Origin of the sequence: Acidovorax temperans (assembly GCF_028596105.1) — a bacterium.
In the GTDB taxonomy this organism is placed as follows: Bacteria; Pseudomonadota; Gammaproteobacteria; order Burkholderiales; family Burkholderiaceae_C; genus Acidovorax; species Acidovorax temperans.
The window spans coordinates 1,293,798-1,313,491 of sequence record NZ_CP117193.1; the positions used below are offsets into that span (position 1 = coordinate 1,293,798).

At 64.5% G+C, this 19,694-nt stretch carries 22 protein-coding genes, 2 tRNA genes and 1 pseudogene; 10 read left to right on the forward strand and 15 right to left on the reverse strand.

The window, feature by feature from the left end; genetic code table 11:
* Positions 1 to 4: 4 nt before the first annotated feature.
* The 8 genes from PQV96_RS06060 to PQV96_RS06095 form a co-directional block, all read right to left on the reverse strand.
* A complete protein-coding gene (locus tag PQV96_RS06060; RefSeq protein ID WP_273624817.1) occupies positions 5 to 1,012 on the reverse strand; it encodes a P1 family peptidase in 1,008 nt (335 codons plus the stop codon).
* Positions 1,013 to 1,064: 52 nt separating this feature from the next.
* A complete protein-coding gene (locus tag PQV96_RS06065; protein ID WP_273624818.1) occupies positions 1,065 to 1,430 on the reverse strand; it encodes a copper-binding protein in 366 nt (121 codons plus the stop codon).
* Positions 1,427 to 1,960, reverse strand: a complete 534-nt coding sequence (locus tag PQV96_RS06070; RefSeq protein ID WP_273624819.1) for a DUF411 domain-containing protein — start codon at positions 1,958 to 1,960, stop codon at positions 1,427 to 1,429. The genes PQV96_RS06065 and PQV96_RS06070 overlap by 4 nt, the downstream gene beginning before the upstream one ends.
* Before the next feature lie 20 nt (positions 1,961 to 1,980).
* Positions 1,981 to 2,475: a cupredoxin domain-containing protein gene (locus PQV96_RS06075; protein ID WP_273624820.1), complete on the reverse strand. Its 495-nt coding sequence runs from the start codon at positions 2,473 to 2,475 to the stop codon at positions 1,981 to 1,983.
* A 14-nt stretch (positions 2,476 to 2,489) separates the two neighbouring features.
* Positions 2,490 to 2,696, reverse strand: coding sequence for a hypothetical protein (locus PQV96_RS06080; RefSeq protein WP_337931728.1), 207 nt, complete (start codon positions 2,694 to 2,696; stop codon positions 2,490 to 2,492).
* A 178-nt stretch (positions 2,697 to 2,874) separates the two neighbouring features.
* Positions 2,875 to 3,273: a hypothetical protein gene (locus PQV96_RS06085; RefSeq protein ID WP_273624821.1), complete on the reverse strand. Its 399-nt coding sequence runs from the start codon at positions 3,271 to 3,273 to the stop codon at positions 2,875 to 2,877.
* Positions 3,274 to 3,357: 84 nt separating this feature from the next.
* The gene (locus tag PQV96_RS06090) at positions 3,358 to 3,993 is read right to left on the reverse strand and encodes a YitT family protein (protein WP_207373208.1); all 636 of its coding nucleotides are present in this window, start codon (positions 3,991 to 3,993) and stop codon (positions 3,358 to 3,360) included.
* Between the two features lie 159 nt (positions 3,994 to 4,152).
* Positions 4,153 to 4,797 carry a cation efflux transmembrane domain-containing protein gene (locus PQV96_RS06095; protein ID WP_273624822.1) on the reverse strand — a complete coding sequence of 215 codons (645 nt, stop codon included), beginning with the start codon at positions 4,795 to 4,797 and terminating at the stop codon, positions 4,153 to 4,155.
* Positions 4,798 to 4,873: 76 nt separating this feature from the next.
* On the opposite strand from PQV96_RS06095, the gene PQV96_RS06100 reads away from it, so the two are divergent.
* The 4 genes from PQV96_RS06100 to PQV96_RS06115 all read left to right on the forward strand — a co-directional run bounded on the left by PQV96_RS06100 (position 4,874) and on the right by PQV96_RS06115 (position 8,178).
* Complete coding sequence (locus tag PQV96_RS06100; RefSeq protein WP_273624823.1) at positions 4,874 to 5,341, forward strand: Cd(II)/Pb(II)-responsive transcriptional regulator; 468 nt, start codon at positions 4,874 to 4,876, stop codon at positions 5,339 to 5,341.
* 191 nt (positions 5,342 to 5,532) lie between these two features.
* Entirely contained in the window at positions 5,533 to 6,333 is an 801-nt protein-coding gene (locus PQV96_RS06105; RefSeq protein WP_198848138.1) for an MlaE family ABC transporter permease, read from the forward strand.
* A 67-nt stretch (positions 6,334 to 6,400) separates the two neighbouring features.
* On the forward strand, positions 6,401 to 7,435 hold the full coding sequence (locus PQV96_RS06110; RefSeq protein WP_198848137.1) for an MlaD family protein: 1,035 nt from the start codon (positions 6,401 to 6,403) through the stop codon (positions 7,433 to 7,435).
* A complete protein-coding gene (locus PQV96_RS06115; RefSeq protein WP_273624824.1) occupies positions 7,432 to 8,178 on the forward strand; it encodes a hypothetical protein in 747 nt (248 codons plus the stop codon). The genes PQV96_RS06110 and PQV96_RS06115 overlap by 4 nt, the downstream gene beginning before the upstream one ends.
* 75 nt (positions 8,179 to 8,253) lie before the next feature.
* Here PQV96_RS06115 and PQV96_RS06120 read toward each other — a convergent pair whose 3' ends face one another.
* The 3 genes from PQV96_RS06120 to PQV96_RS06130 all read right to left on the reverse strand — a co-directional run bounded on the left by PQV96_RS06120 (position 8,254) and on the right by PQV96_RS06130 (position 9,589).
* Entirely contained in the window at positions 8,254 to 8,436 is a 183-nt protein-coding gene (locus tag PQV96_RS06120) for a hypothetical protein (protein ID WP_273624825.1), read from the reverse strand.
* 294 nt (positions 8,437 to 8,730) lie between these two features.
* On the reverse strand, positions 8,731 to 9,039 hold the full coding sequence (locus tag PQV96_RS06125) for a 3-hydroxyacyl-CoA dehydrogenase family protein (protein WP_207373206.1): 309 nt from the start codon (positions 9,037 to 9,039) through the stop codon (positions 8,731 to 8,733).
* Positions 9,040 to 9,504: 465 nt separating this feature from the next.
* Positions 9,505 to 9,589: transfer RNA gene (locus PQV96_RS06130), tRNA-Leu, on the reverse strand.
* Positions 9,590 to 9,630: 41 nt separating this feature from the next.
* Between PQV96_RS06130 and cysM the strand changes: the two genes are divergently transcribed.
* The 3 genes from cysM (at position 9,631) to PQV96_RS06145 (ending at position 11,450) form a co-directional block, all read left to right on the forward strand.
* On the forward strand, positions 9,631 to 10,533 hold the full coding sequence (cysM, locus tag PQV96_RS06135; protein ID WP_044401809.1) for a cysteine synthase CysM: 903 nt from the start codon (positions 9,631 to 9,633) through the stop codon (positions 10,531 to 10,533).
* 114 nt (positions 10,534 to 10,647) lie between these two features.
* Positions 10,648 to 11,217, forward strand: coding sequence for an NUDIX hydrolase (locus tag PQV96_RS06140; protein WP_273624826.1), 570 nt, complete (start codon positions 10,648 to 10,650; stop codon positions 11,215 to 11,217).
* A gap of 5 nt (positions 11,218 to 11,222) precedes the next feature.
* The gene (locus PQV96_RS06145) at positions 11,223 to 11,450 is read left to right on the forward strand and encodes a sulfurtransferase TusA family protein (protein WP_044401862.1); all 228 of its coding nucleotides are present in this window, start codon (positions 11,223 to 11,225) and stop codon (positions 11,448 to 11,450) included.
* 133 nt (positions 11,451 to 11,583) lie between these two features.
* On the opposite strand, the gene galU is transcribed toward PQV96_RS06145, so the two are convergent.
* The 3 genes from galU to PQV96_RS06160 all read right to left on the reverse strand — a co-directional run bounded on the left by galU (position 11,584) and on the right by PQV96_RS06160 (position 15,775).
* Positions 11,584 to 12,471: a UTP--glucose-1-phosphate uridylyltransferase GalU gene (gene galU / locus PQV96_RS06150; RefSeq protein WP_207373204.1), complete on the reverse strand. Its 888-nt coding sequence runs from the start codon at positions 12,469 to 12,471 to the stop codon at positions 11,584 to 11,586.
* A gap of 75 nt (positions 12,472 to 12,546) precedes the next feature.
* A complete protein-coding gene (locus tag PQV96_RS06155; RefSeq protein ID WP_207373203.1) occupies positions 12,547 to 15,444 on the reverse strand; it encodes a valine--tRNA ligase in 2,898 nt (965 codons plus the stop codon).
* Positions 15,445 to 15,685: 241 nt separating this feature from the next.
* Positions 15,686 to 15,775, reverse strand: a tRNA-Ser gene (locus PQV96_RS06160).
* A 181-nt stretch (positions 15,776 to 15,956) separates the two neighbouring features.
* Here PQV96_RS06160 and PQV96_RS06165 point away from each other — a divergent pair.
* The 3 genes and pseudogenes from PQV96_RS06165 to PQV96_RS06175 all read left to right on the forward strand — a co-directional run bounded on the left by PQV96_RS06165 (position 15,957) and on the right by PQV96_RS06175 (position 18,119).
* Positions 15,957 to 17,486, forward strand: a pseudogene (locus tag PQV96_RS06165) (thymidine phosphorylase family protein).
* 2 nt (positions 17,487 to 17,488) lie between these two features.
* On the forward strand, positions 17,489 to 17,716 hold the full coding sequence (locus PQV96_RS06170; protein WP_242638404.1) for a hypothetical protein: 228 nt from the start codon (positions 17,489 to 17,491) through the stop codon (positions 17,714 to 17,716).
* 94 nt (positions 17,717 to 17,810) lie between these two features.
* Positions 17,811 to 18,119 carry a hypothetical protein gene (locus PQV96_RS06175; RefSeq protein ID WP_084397648.1) on the forward strand — a complete coding sequence of 103 codons (309 nt, stop codon included), beginning with the start codon at positions 17,811 to 17,813 and terminating at the stop codon, positions 18,117 to 18,119.
* A 28-nt stretch (positions 18,120 to 18,147) separates the two neighbouring features.
* On the opposite strand, the gene tnpC is transcribed toward PQV96_RS06175, so the two are convergent.
* Positions 18,148 to 19,656 (reverse strand): IS66 family transposase, encoded by a 1,509-nt coding sequence (gene tnpC, locus PQV96_RS06180; RefSeq protein WP_273625230.1) that lies wholly within the window; start codon positions 19,654 to 19,656, stop codon positions 18,148 to 18,150.
* Between the last annotated feature and the right edge of the window lie 38 nt (positions 19,657 to 19,694).

Below are 19,694 nucleotides of genomic sequence, written 5' to 3' on the forward strand. Positions count from 1 at the left end.
AGAATCAGCCGCGCAAGTCTGCCATGGCTGGCAGGTACAGGCCGTCTCCGGTGGTGACAGAACGTGCCGCCTGCACTGCCCGGGCCGTTGCGCGCGCGGTGGCTTCGGCCGCCATCGTGGCCAGCACCATCATGCCCAGGCTTTTGCCCGCACGGCCCGTGCCCAGGCTGAACAGGGTGTCGCCGTCCGACATGGTGTGCACCGGGTTGATGCTGCGTGCCAGACCGTCGTGCGCGACAATGGCCAGGCGGTGCGCCTGTACTTTGGTCAGGATGGCATCGGTGGCCACGACGCCGATGGTGGTGTTGGTACCGGCCAGCAAGGGCTGGGGCGGCTGGCCGCGCAGCAGGGCGCGGCGCGTGTCGCGCAGTGCCCGGCCATCGTCGGTGCGTGCGCCGGCCATCACCTGGGCGGTGTCGGGGTCGATCACATCGCCCAGGGCGTTGCAGGCGATCAAGGCTCCCACCGTCACACCATCCACCGTGACGGACGCCGTGCCCACGCCGCCCTTCATGGCGTGCTGGATGCCAAAGACCTTGCCCACCACGGCTCCTGCCCCAGCGCCCACATTGCCTTCGGCCGGGTCGGCGCCAGACGCTGCGGCGCACGCGGCATAGCCCGCTGCGGCATCGGGGCGAATGCGCATGTCGCCCACCAGCAGGTCAAACAGCACCGCCGCGGGCACGATGGGAAGGCGGCCCACGGCCACGTCCAGGCCCACACCGCGCTCTTCCAGCCAGCGCACCGCACCCGTGGCGGCTTCCAGCCCCCAGGCGCTGCCGCCAGCGAGCATGATGGCGTGCACCTTGTCCACCAGGTTGGACGGGTGCAGCAAGTCGGTTTCGCGCGTGCCGGGAGCGGCGCCACGCACGTCCACCCCGGCCACGGCGCCCTCGCGCGCCATGACCACGGTGCAGCCGGTGGGCCGGCGGGTGTCGGTGAAATGGCCGACTTCAATGCCGGCCACGCGGGTGATGCTGCCGGCATCGCCAGCGGGGAAGAGGGCGTTCATGGGCCCCGATTATGGTGGCCCGCTTCTACCTGCACCTTACCGCCGCAGCCATTCACTGGGCCTTTTCGATGCGTGTGGCGTAGTAGGCGCCCTTGACCTGCTCTGCCCGAAAACGCACTTTGTCACCCGCCTTGAGCGGCGCGAGCAGGGCGGCGTCCTGCACGCGGAACACCATGGTCATGGGCGGCATGTTGAGGTTCTTGAGCTCGCCGTGGCGCAGCGTGACTTTGAGGGCGGCAGCGTCCACGCGGGTGACCTCGCCTTCGCTCAAGTCGGCCTGCTGTTCGTTGGCGGCAGCTGTGTGATGTGCTGCGTGGCTGTCGGCGGCGGGTGCCTGGGCCCATGCCTGGCCACCGGCGAGGAGTGCCGCTGCCAGCAGCGCAGGCCACTGTGGGAGGAGCTTGGGCACGAGGGTCATGTGGAAGCCTTTTTGTTGTAGCTCTTGAAAACACGGGTGCTGCCATCGTGCGCCACCAGCAGCACGTCGTAGGGGTCGCGGCGGTCGCCATACACGGCGCCGTCCATGCCGGGCGAGCCCACGGGCATGCCAGGCACAGCGATGCCCAGAGCCTTGGGCTTTTGCTGCAGCAAGGCGCGCACATCGCTGGCGGGCACATGGCCTTCCACCACGTAGCCGCCCACCAGGGCGGTGTGGCACGAGCCCAGCTTTTGCGGCAGGCCCAGCCGTGCGCGCACGGCGTTGTTGCCGGTTTCGTGCACCGTCACCTTGAAGCCATTGGCCTGCATGTGGTCCACCCAATCCTTGCAGCAGCCGCAGTTGGGGTCTTTCCACACTTCGACCGGCGTGGGGGCAGGCCCGGCAGCGCGTGCCAAGGACGGGGCCAGGGCCGCCACCGTACCAGCGCCGAGCAGCGTCAGCGTGGTGGTCAGCCACTGGCGGCGGCTGAGGGCGGGAGCAGTGCGGGAGGGGGTACTGATGGGTTGCATGAGGATCTCCGGAGGATTATTCAATGGGCGCGGGGCAGCACGGTGATGGTGCCGGTCATGCCCGCCTGGTAGTGGCCCGCGATCAGGCAGGCAAAGTCAAAAGTGCCTGGGCGGTTGAAGTGCCACACGATGTCGCCGCGCTGGCCGGGTTTGACGTGGGCCATGTACGGCTCATCGTGCTCCATGCCGGGGTGTTTCACCATCATCTCGGCGTGCTGGTCCAGCTCGGCCTTGGTGCCGATGACGATTTCGTGCATCACCTTGCCCTTGTTTTGGGCCCGCAGGCGCACGGTTTCACCCTCGCGCACTTCGATATGGCTTGGGGTAAAGCGCATGTCGTCGCCCATGCGCAGGGTGATGGTGCGGGTCACGGCCTTGGCGTCGCCGGCAATGCCCCATTCTTTTTGTTCCTTGATCGCGGCCGGTTTGGCAGCATGGGGCATGCTTTCATGACCAAAACTGGCTGTAGCGCCCATGAATAAAGCGCAGGCAGCTATTAATTTGATAGTTTTCATGGTGTGTTCAGGGTTCAATGTTGGTGGCTGCTGGCAGCGGGCTTGCGGGCGGTGGCCGCGCCGGGCACTGTGCCGGGGGTGTCGGCACGCGCGGGGCGTGGGGTGTGGGCGGGGGCACCTTGCCATTCGTAGGCCTGGGTGCCAGGGGGCTGCGCGTAGTCGCCGGGGTCGCGGTAGTCGCCCGCCGGCTGGTTGGCGCGCACCTTGAAGGTGGTGAACATGCAGGCAGTCCATCGGCGCAGTGGGGGCGAAATGCGCGGCAGGGCTGGCGCAAAAAGAGGCGATAAATCAGGGGCGCGCATGGCGGTCTCCAGACAACGAACAAAGGCAATGGCGTTGCGCAGCCAGCCCGGCTGGCGTACAGCAGGGCTGCGGCAGACGCACTTCGGGCGTCGGAGATCAGGCGATGGGCGGTTTGATGAGCAACGCCGCTGGGGCGTTGTGCAGGGGTGCTGCGGTGTGGCGCAGGTGCGCGCCGGGCAGCCGGGGCACATACGGGGAAACGCCGGGCGCGGCAAGCATGGCCGAGTGACTAATCTCACAGGCCGAGCAGGTGGCGTGCTCATGCGGGTGGCATTCGGCAGATGCGTCCGCGCAGTGGTTGCCCAGGTCTGCAGCGGTGCCGTAGTGGCTTGGGTCGTCGTGGGTGGCGTGCTGCGCCGTGTCAGCAGCGTGCTGGTGTGCCGTAGCGGCTTGCGTCAGCGCCAGGGGCGGTAGCACCCCCGCAGCCATGGCGGTGCCCGTGAGGCCCCGAAGGACCAGCACCACCATGAGGACAAAAAACAAGCCGCGACGCATGCGATGAATGATACGGCCAGGTGAACAAAGGTTCCCGCGATGGGGGATTCAGTGCCCAGGCGCTGTGAATACCGGCAACGGCTCTTACACCGCCATGTAGCGCCCGGGGCGGTGGTTCATGGCCAGCACCAGGTTCAGGGCCACGGCACCAGCCACAGACCAAGCCACGCGCAGGGGCTCTACGGTCCACAGGGCCAGCAGCACGATGGCGCAGTCCACAGCCATCTGCACCTTGCCGGCGCGCCAGCCGTAGCGGTCTTGCAGGTACAGCGCCAAAATGCCCACGCCCCCCAGGCTGCAGCGGTGGCGAAACAGCACGAGAAAACCCGTGCCGGTGATGAGCCCGCCCGCCACGGCGGCATACACGGGCTGCAGCTGCGCAAACTGCAGGAACTGCGATTGCAATTCCGTCAGCACTGACAGCAGCAGCACGGCGATGAAGGTTTTGAGCGTGAAGGCCCGGCCCAGCTTGCGCAGCGCCAGCCAGTAAAAGGGCAGATTCAGCACGAAGAAAATCTTGCCGAAGCCAATGCCCGTGGCGTAGTGCAGCAAAAACGCCAGCCCGGCCGTGCCGCCGGTCAGCAGGCCCGCACTGGTGAAAAACGCCACGCCCACGGAAATCAGCAGCACCCCGGTAAAGATCGCCACGGCGTCTTCAGTGAGGGTGTGGGGCACCGCCACGGGGGGCGGAACAGCGGGGGCGGCGGAGGTGCGGGACATGGCTGAAAGCGGGAAACGAGGGCGGATTGGACCATGCAAGCGCCATGCCTGGGCTTGTGGTGCGTCAAAAAACCAGCAAGCAGACACCGTGTGCCACTTGGGTAGCCTGCTGGTTCAATGTTTATTTGCTATTAATTGTATAGCTTCTCGCGCTTGTGGTTAAAGCGCTTGAGGCGCATTTTGCTTCGAAGCATGGGCCAGCTCCTGGCGCGCCTGGCGCACCACGCTCCACCCGCCAGAGATGGCCAGGGCTGCCATCACACCGGCCACCACCAGGTCGGGCCAGTTGCGGCCCGTGCCAAACACACCCAGCGCGGCCAGCATCACGGCCACGTTGCTCAACGCATCGTTGCGGGTGCACAGCCACACGCCACGCATGTTGGCGTCGCCATCGCGCCAGGCGTACAGCAGCAGGGCCACGCCCACATTCGCAGCCAGTGCCAGCAGGCCGACCGAGCCCATGGTGAGCGCCTCGGGCGTGATGCCCTGCCACGCGCCCCAGGCGACGCGGCCAATCACAAACACCCCGAAGGCCAGCATGCTGGCGCCCTTGAGCAGCGCTGCCCTGGCGCGCCACTGCAGCGCCATGGCCAGCACCAGGAGCGATACGCCGTAGTTGGCCGCGTCGCCGAGAAAGTCGATGGCGTCGGCCAGCAGGGAGGCGGAGCCTGAACTCAGCCCCGCGCCCAGCTCCACCACAAACATGGCGGCGTTTACGAGCAGGGCGATCCACAGAATGCGCCGGTAGCGCGGGTCTGCGCTGGCGGTGGGGGTGTGGCAATGGTCGGTGCACTGGGCAGACATGGTGGTCTTTCTAAACTGAGGTTCGGGTTGCAATGGCATCATTGGAAACCTTGAAGCCACTTGAAGGTCAAGCCCCATGGTTGATGACGTTGCAGTGCACCGCATTGGCGAGGCCGCCCGGCAGTCGGGCGTGTCGCCCGCCAACATCCGTTACTACGAAAAGGAAGGCCTGCTGCCGCCCGGCGCCCGGGGTGACAACAGTTACCGACTTTACAGCGCCGCCGATGTGCACCGGCTGCGCTTTGTGCGCCTGTGCCGTGCCATGGACATGTCGCTGGACGAGGTGCGCACCCTGCTGGCGCTGGACCTGACGCGCAAGGAAGACTGCCACGCCGCCTGCGACACCCTGGACGAGCACCTGCGGCATGTGCGCGCACGCCTGGCAGAGTTGCAGGCGCTGGAGGCTGATCTGATGGCCCTGCGCAGCCACTGTGATGGTTCTGACGCGCAGTGCCACATCATCGAAGCCCTGCACCAGCGGGCAGATGCGCAAAGCAGCGCACCCATTGCGCCAGGGTCTGCGGCTGGCAAGCGCCATGTGTGATGGGGGCGTGATGGCAACTTTGCCAGCGGCCAGTGCAGGCGGCGCGCCATGCATGTTTCAAAGTGCTTTGTGTGCTTCTGTTTTGATAGCTGGCGGCGCTTGATGGATAAGCGCTGGAGGCCAAAAACGTTTGATGTCATCGGCCGCTGCCTGAAACGCGGTGTGGCCCGGTGCGCAGCTATGATCCAGCCATGATTTCGCGCTTGCCCGGCCTTTCCCTGTCCGAACGCGCCTGGGGCGTGGTGCGGCGCTGGGCGCTGGCCTGGTGGCGCATCTTGTACCTGGGTGCCGTGGTGTGTGTGCTGGTGCTGTCGCCGTCCAGTTACGGCAAGGTCACCCGGCGCGCTCTGGCACGCCACCTGTATCTGGACACCGCCCCGGTGCTGCTGGGTTTTACCGTGTTGGCAGCGCTGATCAGCCTGGTGCTCACGCGCATCGTGGTTGTCACGGCCATCAGCTATGGCTTGTCGCGCTACGCGCTGGAGATGGTGATCCGCGTGCTGGTGCTGGAGCTGATCCCTTTGACGGCTGCGCTGTTCGTGGCCATGCGCTGCACCATTCCCAACGGCACGCAGCTGGCGCTGCTGCGCCAGTCTGGCCACCTGGCCCGCCTGAGCCATGCGGGGGCTGACCCCATTCGTGTGGAGCTGCTGCCCCGCGCCGTAGCGGGCGTGTTTGCCTGCATCACCCTGGCGGCGTTGAGCTGCGTGGTCGCCCTGGTGTTGGCCTACCTCGGCGTGTATGGCTTCAGCCTGGCGGGCCTGCCCAGCTACACGCGCATGTTTGGGCATGTGTTTGCGCCTGCGGTCACGCTGGTCTTCGTCATCAAAACCGTGTTGTTCAGCCTGGCGGTGGCGCTCATCCCCATGGCCGCCGGGTTGTACGACACGGGCGAGCGCACGCAGCCCGATTCAGAACTGGGCGGGCTGGCGCGCATGTTTGCCGTGCTGCTGCTCATCGAAGTTGGCTCGCTGGTGGGGAACTACTACTGATGCGGCCCCTGAACCAGACCATGCCCCCACCATCCCCGGCCCGTTGGGGCCGTACAGATTGTTTGCCATGAACCCTTCCGTACCCCCGCCCCCATCTGCTGCGCCACCCGATCCGGCGGGCACGCCCATCGCTGCCGATGCTGCGCATGTGGAATCCCTGCGTCCTGTGGCCTATCTGGAGCTGAAGGCCGCGATGCTGCTGCTGTTCACGCTGGCGTTGATCGTGGGGTCCGGCCTGTACCTGCTGTATGCGCGGGGTGCGTTTGAGCCCACGCAAACCCTGGTGCTCACTGCCGATGACTCTGAAGGCGTGGTGGTAGGCATGGACATGACGTTCTCGGGCTTTCCCATCGGCCGCGTGCGCCGCATTGAACTGGCCGAAACCGGCAACGCCCGCATCGTGGTGGATGTGGCCCAGAAAGACGCGCACTGGCTGCGCGAGTCCAGCGTGTTCACGCTGGTGCGCGGCGTGGTGGGGGGCACCAACATCCGCGCGTACAGCGGCATCCTGACCGACCCACCGTTGCCTGCCGGTGCCGTGCGCCCCGTGTTGCGTGGCGATGCCACGGCCGAGATTCCGCAGTTGATGGCGTCCGCCCGTGAACTGCTGGGCAACCTCAATGCCCTCACCGCGCAAGACGCAGCCCTGGGCAGCAGCCTAGCCAACGTGCAGGCCCTGACCCAGCAGCTGAACGGCCCCGGTGGCGCCCTGGGCGTGCTGATGGGCAACGAAGCCGATGCCCGAAAAATCATCACCACGCTGGAGCGCACCAACACCCTGCTGGCGCGCCTGGATGGCCTGGCCAAGCAGGCCGATCGCCAGGTGTTTGGTGAGAACGGCAAAGACGCGCTGGTGCCTGACCTGCGGGCCTCGGTTGGGCAGCTCAATGCCTTGCTGGCCGAGACGCGCAATAGCCTCAAGAAGGTGGATGCGGTGCTGGTGGAGGCTCAGGCCATCGGCGCCAACACCCGCGAAGCCACCACCGACCTGGGCGCCTTGCGCGCCGATGTGGAAAGCAACCTGCGCAAGGTGGAAAGCCTGGTGAACGAAATCCAGCGCAAATGGCCTTTTGCGCGCGACACCGAGATTCGACTGCCATGACACAGCGCACTCGCTTTTTTCTGACTGCATGGCCCCGCTGGGTGTGCCCGCCTTCCAGCCTGTCTGCGCGCCGTCTGTGCACCGTTTGGGCGCCGCTGTTGGTGTGCACTGCCCTGGCAGCTTGTTCCAGCAAGCCCGCCATCCCAGACTGGCAGATGAATGCGCACGGCTCCACCGAAAAGGCCTTGCAGGCCTACCTGACAGGCAACAGCCGGGTGGAGGAGCAGGAGTGGGCACGTGCACGCCGAGAGCTCGCCAGCACTGGCCGGCTGGATCTGGTGGCGCGTGCAGAACTGTTGCGCTGTGCGGCGCAGGGAGCCAGCTTGGCGCTGACGCAAGCTTGCCCGCCATTTGAGGCCCTGCAGCAGGATGCCGCAGGCCCCGAAAAAGCCTACGCGAATTACCTGCTGGGCCGCCCCTTGGCGGCTGATGAACTGGCTTTGTTGCCGCCTGCGCAGCGCCCCGTGGCTACCGCCTTGGCGCAGTCGAGTGCCGGCAACGCTGCGGCACTGCTCAAGGGGGTAGAAGACCCCCTCTCGCGCCTGGTGGCCGCTGGCACCTTGTTCCGTGCAGGACAGGCCGGGCGCGAAGTGGTCGCACTGGCAGTAGACGCCGCTTCAGCCCAGGGCTGGAGCCGCCCGCTGATGGCATGGCTGACCGTGCAGGCTGATCTTGCGCAAGCCGCTGGCGATGCAGAAGCCGCCGCCCAAGCCCGCAGGCGGTTGGCTCTGATGGCTCCTTGAAGGCATCAAGCCCAGGGGATCTGCGGCTTCAGCTCAGCGTTTAAGCGGCAGTCTGCACCGCACTGTGCTAGCCACTCAGCGTGCAGGTTCCACCGGCAAAAGAAGGTCCAGTTGCCCAGGGAGGAGCGGAAGAGAGTCTGCCGACTGCACAACCCAATCGGGCGCGGAGCCCACCAGGGCGGCCACGAGTGCCAAAGTCACCGTGGCAACAAATGCCAGCAAAGCAACGGCTTGCGAAGAGAGGTGACTGGATGTCATGGCGTTGCTCCTTCAAAGGGTGTGAACACCGTTGATTGGGGACGCGGGGGCCTCAATGGTCCATCCCACTCTGGCCTCAATGGCCAGTGGGTGAGATTCCACCAAAAGCCCGCAGTTCCATGTGTCAGACAAATTCGCATCGGGGCATCGCGTTGTCACGATTTGTATCTGAGCTCTGCGGCTGGATGCGCACCTGCTTGCGGCTCATCCCCCATCGTTGGTGAATGTCCCACTGGAAGGGGCTTACAGGAGCGCCAACGCATTCCTCAATACCCTTCATGCCCATGTCACGCGTCAGGACAGGCGCACATCAAAGTACATGCACTCTGCTTCGCCCAGATCGCGAAATCCCGCCTGCCTCGCGGCGGTGCAAGCCTTGGCCCAGCGTGCTGCCAGTTCCAGGTCTGCTTGCGAAATATCTTCGTCGGCAGCACCCTCCAGCCCCGACATCGTGTCCAGCGCGGCAGCCACTTCTTCCGGGCCTCCAAGCGCATGCTCCAGGGCTTTTGCATAACGTGCCTCGGCTTGCGCACGCGCCCGCTCTGGCACCTCATCGGGGCAGTCTTGCAGGGTGACGGTGTACAGCGTATCAATCACTTCCATGGTCGAACTCCTTGATAAAGACTGTTTAAATATACAGCATTTTGATGCAAGTTCAATCACACTGGGTGAGTGATTCCGTCGCCCAAGGTGAGCAGTTGCATCGCCTCGCTCAGCATGGGTACGCTTAGCCATCAGGGCAGAAGTTCCCTCGCTCAGACCCAAGTGATGTATGGCGTAGCTTTCACAACGCTCTGCCATATGGCGAGGTGGTTGAAAGCACGATGTCTGAACTGAAGCTTGTTGGGCGGCGGAGTGGACCGGCCTTGGAGCCATTGACCTTTGTGACCAGATGGGTATGGCTGTTGGGTGCCGCCGATCTGCACGGTGATGGGAGAGGCAGCGCCAAAGCCCTCAGGTGGTGGTGCCCCTGACACTCGCGCGCCACAGTCGCGTGCCAGCCAAAGCCCATTTCGCCGCAGAAAAAGAAAAAGGCCGGAAGCTCGTGGAAGCTTCCGGCCTTATCTGTGGTGCCCGGGGCCGGAATCGAACCGGCACGCCTTGCGGCGGGGGATTTTGAGTCCCCTGCGTCTACCAATTTCACCACCCGGGCGGGTAATTTGTGAAGACGCAAATTATGGCACAGTAGTGACCATGAATTACCAAACTATCGAACAAGCGGTTGGCAACACGCCACTGGTGGCCTTGCAGCGCATTGGTGCACAGGAAAACGCGGCGCGTGGCAATGTGGTTTTGGGCAAGTTGGAAGGCAACAACCCTGCGGGCTCGGTGAAGGACCGGCCTGCGCTGTCCATGATCCGCCGTGCGGAGGAGCGTGGTGACATTCGGCCGGGCGATACGCTGATTGAGGCGACGTCGGGCAACACCGGCATTGCGCTGGCCATGGCCGCTGCCATCAAGGGCTACCGCATGGTGCTGGTGATGCCTGAGGATTTGTCGATTGAGCGGGCCCAGACCATGAAGGCCTTTGGTGCCGAGCTGGTGCTGACCCCCAAGAGTGGTGGCATGGAGCATGCCCGTGACTTGGCCGAGGCCATGCAAAAGCGCGGAGAGGGCAAGGTGCTGGACCAGTTCGGCAATGAGGACAACCCCCGCATCCACTACGAAACGACAGGCCCCGAAATTTGGGAGCAAACGGGCGGACGCGTCACGCACTTTGTGAGTGCCATGGGAACCACCGGAACCATCTCAGGGGTGTCGCGTTACCTCAAGGAAAAAAATCCGGGCATCCAGATCATCGGAGCCCAGCCCCAGGAAGGCTCGCGCATTCCGGGCATTCGCAAGTGGCCGCAGGAATATCTGCCCAAAATTTACGACCCGCGCGCGGTGGACGAGCTGGTGTACGTGAGCCAGGACGATGCCGAGGAAATGTGCCGCCGCCTGGCCCGTGAGGAAGGTATCTTCGCGGGGATCTCTGCCGCTGGCGCTTGCTGGGTAGCCCAGCAGATCGCGCTGCGTGAGCAAGACGCCACCATCGTCTTTGTGGTGTGCGACCGGGGCGATCGCTACCTCTCTACAGGGGTGTTTCCTGCCTGAAGCAGGCTCAGGACATCTTGATATGGTCTGGTGCGCTGGGGTTTGAATTTTGAATGAAATATGCCTCTGGCACTTGATGGATAAGCGCAGCCAGCTATCTTTTTGGAAGCACCCATGACCCAGTATGAAACCCGCTACTGCACCCACTGCGGCACGGCCCTTGCGTGGATCACCCAGTTGGAAGATGGGGGCGACAAGGCGCGCTTGCGCTGTCCTGCTTGCGGATGGACGCACTGGAACAACCCCACGCCCGTGTTGGCTGCCATCGTGGAGGTGAATGGCCAGGTCCTGCTGGCGCGCAATGCGGCCTGGCCAGAGAAAATGTTTGCATTGATCACAGGCTTCATGGAAGCCGGTGAGTCGCCGCAGGAAGGCATTGCCCGCGAGGTCAAGGAAGAAACCAGCCTGGATGTTCAGAGCGCCAAACTTGTGGGGGCCTACGAGTTTTTGCGCATGAACCAAGTGATCATTGCCTACCATGTCGTGGCGACAGGCCAGGTGAAGCTGTCCCCTGAACTGGTGGACTATCGCCTGTACGATCTGGACAAACTCAAATGCTGGCCCGCTGGCACAGGCTATGCGTTGGCAGACTGGTTGCGCACCCGAGGGCACGAGCCAGTGTTTTTTGCCGAAGAAGAAAATGCAGAGCGGCGCCGTGGGCTGGGCCTGCCGAGCAAGGATTGATGACCATGGAAACACACAAAGAAATCGACACCCGGGGCTTGAACTGCCCTTTGCCCATTCTCAAAGCCAAAAAGGCCTTGGCAGAAATGGCCAGCGGCCAGCTCTTGAAGGTATTGGCCACCGATGTGGGGTCGGTGCGCGACTTCCAGGCGTTTGCCAAGCAAACGGGCAATGAGCTGGTGGAACAGCAAACCGTGGGTGAAGAGTTCATCCACGTTCTGCGCCGCCGCTAACGGTGGGTGCGGTGCACGGTCGGGCCTACAGTTCCGAACCGTGCGTTGGGCGCCGGGAAGCCCATCCCCGGTCAATGCCAATTGAATAGCTAGCCGTGCGCGCTGGTCATGCGCGTACGGCGTGCGCTCAGCCTCAGAGGCTCAGCCCTTTGAGGTACGCGCGGAACGTCGCGCCCACTTGTGGGTGCTGCAACGCCAGTTCCACCGTGGCCTCCAGAAAGCCTTCTTTGCTTCCGCAGTCGTAGCGCTTGCCTTCGTACTGGAACGCGTACACCGCTTCGTGCGTCATCAGCCGCGCGATGCCATCCGTGAGCTGGATTTCGCCACCCACACCGCGTGGCTGGTTGCGGATCTCTTCGAAGACGCCGGGGGTAAGGATGTAGCGCCCAGCCACCCCCATGCGGGAGGGGGCCACGTCGGCTTTGGGCTTTTCCACGATGCGCTCAATGCGCATCAGTTGTCCACCTGCGGGCTCGCCTGCCACGATGCCGTACTTGTGCACTTGGTCCTCGGGCACCTCTTGCACGGCAATCACAGACCGGCCTTGCTGGCGGAAGGCCGTCACCATCTGCGCCAGCACCGGCTGGCCGCCCTGGGGGCCCACCATCAGGTCATCGGCCAGTAGCACGGCAAAGGGTTCGTTGCCCACCAAAGGCTCTGCGCACAGCACCGCATGGCCCAAGCCCAGTGAGCGGGGCTGGCGCACAAAGGCGCAGTCCATGTCGTCAGGCTGCACAGACCGCACCAGGGCCAGCAAGGCTTCCTTGCCTGCCGTTTCCAGTTCGGCTTCCAGCTCATAGGCCGTGTCAAAGTGGTCTTCGATGGCACGCTTGCTGCGGCCTGTCACGAAGATCATGTGGCGGATGCCGGCGGCGTAGGCTTCTTCCACCGCGTACTGGATCAGCGGCTTGTCCACCACGGGCAGCATCTCCTTAGGAGAGGCTTTGGTGGCAGGCAAGAAACGCGTACCCAGGCCGGCAACGGGGAATACAGCTTTGCGAACGGTGGTGGCAACAGTCATGGGTTTCCTTTGAATGCAGTCAGGCGACGTCGGCCCGCGTTGGCGGGCCACATGTCGCCGAGTATCGCGGCCGTTTCAGCCCAGGCGTGTCAGCTGATCGCGCAATCTGCCGAGGGTGGCAGTGAAGTCGGCCACGCGCTTTCTCTCCTGTTCCAGCACGGCGGCAGGGGCTTTGGCCACGAAGGCTTCGTTAGAGAGCTTGCCATTCGCCTTGGCGATTTCGCCTTCGATGCGCGCGATTTCCTTGGAGAGACGCGCCTTCTCGGCGGCCACGTCAATTTCCATGAACAGGCACATGCGGGCTTCGCCCACCACGGCCACGGGCGCGGCCTGGGCAGCTGCCGCCCAGGCGGCCTCATCGTCAAACACCTTGACCTCGCTGAGCTTGGCCAGGGCCTGCAGCACCGGCGCCACGCCGCGCATGAAGTCGGCATCGCCCACCACATACATGGGCAGGCGGGTGGAGGGCGAGACGTTCATCTCACCGCGCAGGGCACGGCAGGTGTCCACCAAGCCTTTGACGCGGGCCATGTGGGCGATGGCCGCCTCGTCGATCCTCTCGGGCTGCGCTTCGGGATAGCGGGCGATGCTGACCGATTCGCCTCTGAATCCGGCCACGGGTGCTACCACCTGCCACAGAGCTTCGGTGATGAACGGGATGATCGGATGCGCCAGGCGCAGGATGGCTTCGAGCGTGCGGATCAGCGTGCGGCGCGTGGCGCGTTGCTGCGCTTCGGTGCCGTTCTGGATCTGCACCTTGGCGATCTCCAGGTACCAGTCGCAGTACTCGTTCCAGACAAAGTCGTAGATCGTGTTGGCCACGTTGTCCAGGCGGTATTCTTCAAAGCCCTTGGCGACTTCGGCCTCGGTCTTTTGAAGCAGCGAGCTGATCCAGCGGTCGGCCTGACTGAACTGCATGTAGCCGTGGGCTGGGCCGCCGGGCTGGCACTCTTCCTTGGTGTGCTCCTTCAGGCCGCAGTCCTGGCCTTCGCAGTTCATTAGCACGAAGCGGCTGGCGTTCCAGAGCTTGTTGCAGAAGTTGCGGTAGCCCTCGCAGCGCTTGCTGTCGAAGTTGATGCTGCGGCCCAGCGACGCGAGCGCCGCAAAGGTAAAGCGCAGCGCATCAGCGCCATAGGCCGGAATGCCCTCGGGAAATTCCTTTTGCGTGTTCTTGCGCACGGTGGGCGCGGTCTCGGGCTTGCGCAGGCCGGTGGTGCGCTTGTCGAGCAGGGGCTCCAGCGCAATGCCGTCGATCAGGTCCACCGGGTCGAGCACGTTGCCCTCGGACTTGGACATCTTCTTGCCCTGCGCGTCGCGCACCAGACCGTGGATGTACACATGCTTGAACGGCACGCGGCCCGTGAAGTGCGTGGTCATCATGATCATCCGGGCGACCCAGAAGAAGATGATGTCGTATCCCGTGACCAGCACCGTGCTGGGCAGGTACAGGTTGTAGTCGTCTGTCGCTGCCGTGCCCTGGTTGGGCCAGCCCATGGTGCTGAAGGGCACGAGGGCGGACGAGTACCAGGTGTCGAGCACGTCTTCATCGCGGCGCAGCGTCTTGCCGGGCGCCTTGGCCTGGGCCTCGGCCTCGGTGCGGGCCACGATCACGTTGCCGTCTTCGTCGTACCAGGCCGGGATCTGGTGGCCCCACCACAGCTGGCGGCTGATGCACCAGTCCTGGATGTTGTTCATCCACTGGTTGTAGGTGTTCACCCAGTTCTCGGGCACAAAGGTCACTTCGCCGCTGGCCACGGCATCGATGGCCTTTTGCGCAATGCTCTTGCCCGTGGGGTCCTGGTCGCTGACCTTGCTCATCGCCACGAACCATTGGTCCGTCAGCATGGGCTCGATGACCTGGCCGGTGCGGGTGCAGATGGGCACCATGAGCTTGTGCTTCTTTACCTCGACCAGCGCGCCGATGGCTTCGAGGTCGGCCACGATGGCCTTGCGGGCCACGAAGCGGTCCATGCCGCGGTACTTGGCGGGGGCGTTCTCGTTGATGGTGGCTTGCAGCGTCAGCACCACGATCATGGGCAGCTTGTGGCGCTGGCCCACGGCGTAGTCGTTCTGGTCGTGCGCGGGCGTCACCTTCACCACCCCCGTGCCGAATTCCTTGTCCACGTACTCGTCGGCAATCACCGGGATCTGGCGGTCGCACAGCGGCAGGTTCACCATCTTGCCGATGAGGTGCGTATAGCGCGCGTCCTCGGGGTGCACCATCAGCGCCACGTCGCCCAGCATGGTCTCGGGGCGGGTGGTGGCCACCGTCAGGCTGCCAGAGCCATCGGCCAGCGGGTAGGCGATGTGCCAGAGCGAGCCGTCCTTTTCTTCGCTCTCGACTTCCAGGTCGGACACGGCGGACTGCAGCTTCGGGTCCCAGTTCACCAGGCGCTTGCCGCGGTAGATCAGGCCCTGTTCGTACAGCTTCACGAAGGTGTCGGTCACCACGGCGCTGAGCTTGTCGTCCATGGTGAAGTATTCGCGGCTCCAGTCCACGCTGTCGCCCATGCGGCGCATCTGCGTGGTGATGGTGTTGCCGGACTTTTCCTTCCACTCCCACACCTTGCTCACGAAGTTCTTGCGCGCCTCGGGCGGGGTGGGGCCCATGTCGTAGCGGCTGATGCCTTGCTCTTGCAGCTGGCGCTCCACCACGATCTGCGTGGCGATGCCAGCGTGGTCGGTGCCCGGCACCCACACCGTGTTGAAGCCCCGCATGCGGTGGTAGCGCGTGAGGCTGTCCATGATCGTCTGGTTGAACGCATGGCCCATGTGCAGCGTGCCCGTCACGTTGGGGGGCGGCAGCTGGATGGAGAACGCTGGCTCGCCCGCCACTGGCGCGCCCGTGCCACGGTGGCCCGCCGCGCCGTATCCCCGTTTTTCCCATTCAGGCCCCCAGTGGGCTTCCAGTGCAGCAGGTTCAAACGACTTGGACAGGCTTTCGAGGCCGGGTTGTTGCAGGGGCGTGCTCATGGGTGGTACTTGGTGCAGGAAACGGCCTGGTTGGCCGAGTCTAGAGACAGGAAGGTTAGCCAGCCATTTTAAGGCAGGGCCGCCACGGCTTTGCTGATGCGTGCGTGGAGCTGCGGCGTGGCGGAAGGATTTGCCGATGTCGGGAGCGATGACCTCGCAAGCGCGGTCGATAACGCTCGATCAGAGGGTCCGGCCCAATGCAAAAAGCCCAAGTGGTGCGGACCACTTGGGCTTGCATTAATGGCGGAGAGGGCGGGATTCGAACCCGCGGTGGGGATTAGCCCACACACGCTTTCCAGGCGTGCGACTTAAACCGCTCATCCACCTCTCCGAAGCCCGCTACTATAACATTGCTTTTGGATCGGATGGCGGAGCCCGCAGAATTTCTTTGCGCACGCGCTGCGGTCGAGGGCCGCCCCGGGAATGATTGGGTGTAGGCTGTTTACATGACCACTTCCATCATTCCGACTCCTTGACAGGCGCCCCCTGACGGGGGTGCTTCCGTCTCGCGCCTGGCGGTGCGCCGTGTGGCCATTGACACCTGACGCGAGAACGTCGCTTACCTGCACCGTGACTGTGCTGTGAACCGTGCGGAGGGTTTCCAGGCGTTGTCGAAGATTGAGGTGCGCGCCAACGGCCGGCGCATTCTCGCCACGGTGAACGTGGTGGATGACCTCGGCATCGTCGCGTGCGATGAGCTGGGGCTGTCCGAAGACGCCTTTGCCCTTCTGGGGGTGGAGGCGGGCTACAAGGTGGCGGTGGCGCAGGCCGAGCCGCCCGAATCCATGGGGGCGCTGTTCCGCAAGATCGCGGGGGAGCGCCTGCGGCGCGAAGACCTGCGTGCCATCGTGCGTGATATCGCCGAGCACCGCTATTCCAAGATCGAGCTCACGGCCTTCGTCGTCGCGTGCAACCGCGACGAGTTGGATCGCGAAGAAGTGTTCTTCCTCTCCGACGCCATGGTGGCCACGGACCAGAGGCTCGATTGGCACGAGGGCTTGCTGGTGGACAAGCACTGCATCGGCGGCATCCCGGGCAACCGTACCTCCATGCTGGTTGTGCCCATCGTGGCGGCGCACGGCATGCTGTGTCCCAAGACGTCGTCGCGTGCCATCACATCACCGGCGGGCACAGCCGACACCATGGAGGTGCTGGCCAATGTCGAGCTGCCGCTACAAGACCTGCTGCGCATCGTGCGCGACCATCGCGGCTGCCTGGCCTGGGGAGGCACAGCCCAGCTCTCGCCCGCCGACGATGTGCTGATCTCTGTCGAGCGCCCGCTGTCCATCGACTCGCCGGGGCAGATGGTGGCGTCCATCCTGTCGAAGAAGATCGCCGCAGGCTCCACCCACTTGGTGCTCGACATCCCTATCGGCCCCACGGCCAAAGTGCGCTCCATGCCTGAAGCGCAGCGCCTGCGTCGCCTGTTTGAATACGTGGCGCGGCGCCTGGGCCTGTCGCTCGACGTGGTCATTACCGACGGGCGTCAGCCCATCGGCAACGGCATTGGCCCGGTGCTGGAGGCGCGCGATGTGATGCGCGTGCTGGAAAACGATCCACGCGCGCCCAATGATCTGCGCCAGAAATCCCTGCGCCTGGCAGGCCGCCTGATCGAGTGCGACCCAGACGTGCGCGGCGGCGACGGCTATGCCATCGCACGCGACATCCTTGACTCCGGCCGCGCCTTGGCGCGCATGCAGGCCATCATTGCCGCCCAGGGCAGCAAGGCGTTTGACCACAACCACCCGCGTCTGGGTGCGCTGCATTTTGAAGTTTGCGCCCCGGCTGACGGTGTGGTGGCGGGCATTGACAACCAGCAGATTGCCCGCATCGCCCGCCTGGCTGGCGCGCCCAAGGTGAAGGGAGCGGGCGTCGATTTGCTGTGCAAGCTGGGCGATGCCGTGGTCAGCGGCCAGCCGCTGTACCGCGTGCATGCCGACTTCCCGGCTGATCTGGAATTCGCCCGCCAGTCCAGCGCGCATGGCAGCGGCTACCGCGTGGGCACCGCCGACGAGGTGCCGCGCGTTTATGTGGAGTTTTGAACATGACCGGATTGCCTGCAGCCCAAACCTGTCTGCTGTACTTCGACGACGAACGCCCTGCTGCCGAGCGCCAGGCCGCCGCCAGCGGCCTGGCCCTGCGGCCCGTGCAGCGCCATCGCTTTCCGGATGGCGAACTCAAACTGACTTTGCCGGTGGACGGGGCGGGCCAATTGCCCGCGCGCGCCGTGCTGCTGCGCAGTATGCGTTCGGCCAACCCATCTTGCGCCTGACTTGAATGGATGGTGTGCGCGCCAGCGCATGGTTTACGCTGCCATAGACTCGCGGTGAACAGCCGCCGTCACGCGGCTGAGATGTGCACCGACGATGAATTCCAAGCAGACGATTCTGGACCGCGAGTTGTTTACCCAAGCCCTGCGCCACATGGGTGAAGAAGACCTGCTCTACCTCAACCGGATGGTGGTCGAACGCTTGAACCTCCTGGCCCAGGCAAGGAGCACAGTGGAACTGGCGCAGTTCGCCGAAGGTGATCGGGTCCACTTCACGGCCAGCGATGGCAGCGTCAAGCACGGCATCGTGCTGCGCCTGAACAAGAAGACCGCCAGCGTGCACACCGACGAAGGTCAGAACTGGAAGGTCTCGCCGGGCCTGCTGCGCAAGACAGCCCCCCGCTGAACGGGTGCCCTGGCGTCGATGACCAGGATCAGTCCACCGGCTGCCAGCGGTGCGGCAACAGCTCGTCGATCCGGCTGGCCTTGTGCGTGGGCAGCCGGGTGAGCACGTCCTTGAGGTAAGCATACGGGTCGTGCCCGTTCATGCGCGCCGACTGGATCAGGCTCATGACGGCCGCTGCCCGCTGGCCCGCGCGCAGGCTGCCGGCAAACAGCCAGTTGTTGCGTCCGATGGCAATGGGCCGGATCTGGTTCTCGATCCAGTTGTTGTCCGCCGGCAGCTGCGGGTCATCAATGAATCGTGTGAGCGCCGCCCAGCGCTTGAGGCTGTAGTCCAGGGCCTTGGCCGTGGCCGAGTTGCCAGCCACCTGCTGGCGCTGCAGCACCATCCACTGGTGCAAGGCGTCCAGTATCGGCCGGCTGTGCTGCTGGCGAGTCTGTAGCCGCTGGGGTGCCGGTGTGTCCTGGACGGCCCTCTCGATCTCGTAGACCCGAGCGAACTGCGTCAACGCGAACTCGGCGATCTGGCTCTTGTTGGCCGCGTGCAGGTCGAAGAACTTGCGCCGGGCGTGCGCCAGGCAACCAGCCTCTGTGACGCCCTGGCTGAAGCTGGCCTTGTAGCCGGCGTAGTCGTCACAGATCAGGCTGCCGCGCCAGTCACCCAGGAAGGTTCTGGCATGCTCCCCGGCGCGCGACTCGCAGAAGTCGTAGACCACGGCCTTCATGTCTTCAAACGCACCCGGTGCGTAAGCCCACAGGTAGGCCCGGTGTGTCTTGCCGTTGCCCGGCTTGAGCATGGCCACTGGCGTCTCATCGCCGTGCAGCACCCGGTGCCCGAGCACTTCGGTCTTGAGCGCATCGACCAGCGGCTGCAGCTGCGCGCCGCAGGTGCCCACCCATTGCGCCAGGGTCGATCGTGCAATGGCCAGACCGGCGCGGCCGAAGATGTTCTCCTGGCGGTACAGCGGCTGGTGGTCGGCGTACTTGGCCACCAGCACCTGGGCCAGCAAGCCAGTCGTCGGGATGCCTTTGTCGATGACGTGTGCGGCCACCGGCGCCTGTGTGAGGGTCTGGCACTTCGCACAGGCCCACTTGCCCCGGATGTGGCGCTCGACCGTGAAGACGCCGGGCACGTAGTCCAGCTTCTCGGCCACGTCCTCGCCGATGCGTTTCATCTGGCAGCCACACTGGCATGTCGTGGACGTGGGTTCATGGCGGATCTCGCGCCGTGGCAGATGGGCCGGCAGCGGTGTGCGCTTGAGCGGCTGCTTCTCGGTCGCAGCGGGTGCCGGCCGCAGTTGATCGATCTCATGCTCGACGGCCGCCAGATCGCTATCGAGTTCTTCTTCCAGCAGGTCGCGCTGATCAGCGCTGTGGCGTTCGGATTTGGCTGCGAACTTCAGCCGCTTGAGCAGAGCACATTCGTAGGCGAGCTTCTCGTTCAGAGCGCGCTGATGGCGCAGTTCGGCCAGCAGGCGCTGGCTGACCTCACGCAGTTGTTCTGCGTCCAGTTCGCCCAGTGCCTGTTCGTCGATCACCATGAGGCGCAGTGTGCTCGTGCGTGCCGGGCAAGACCATT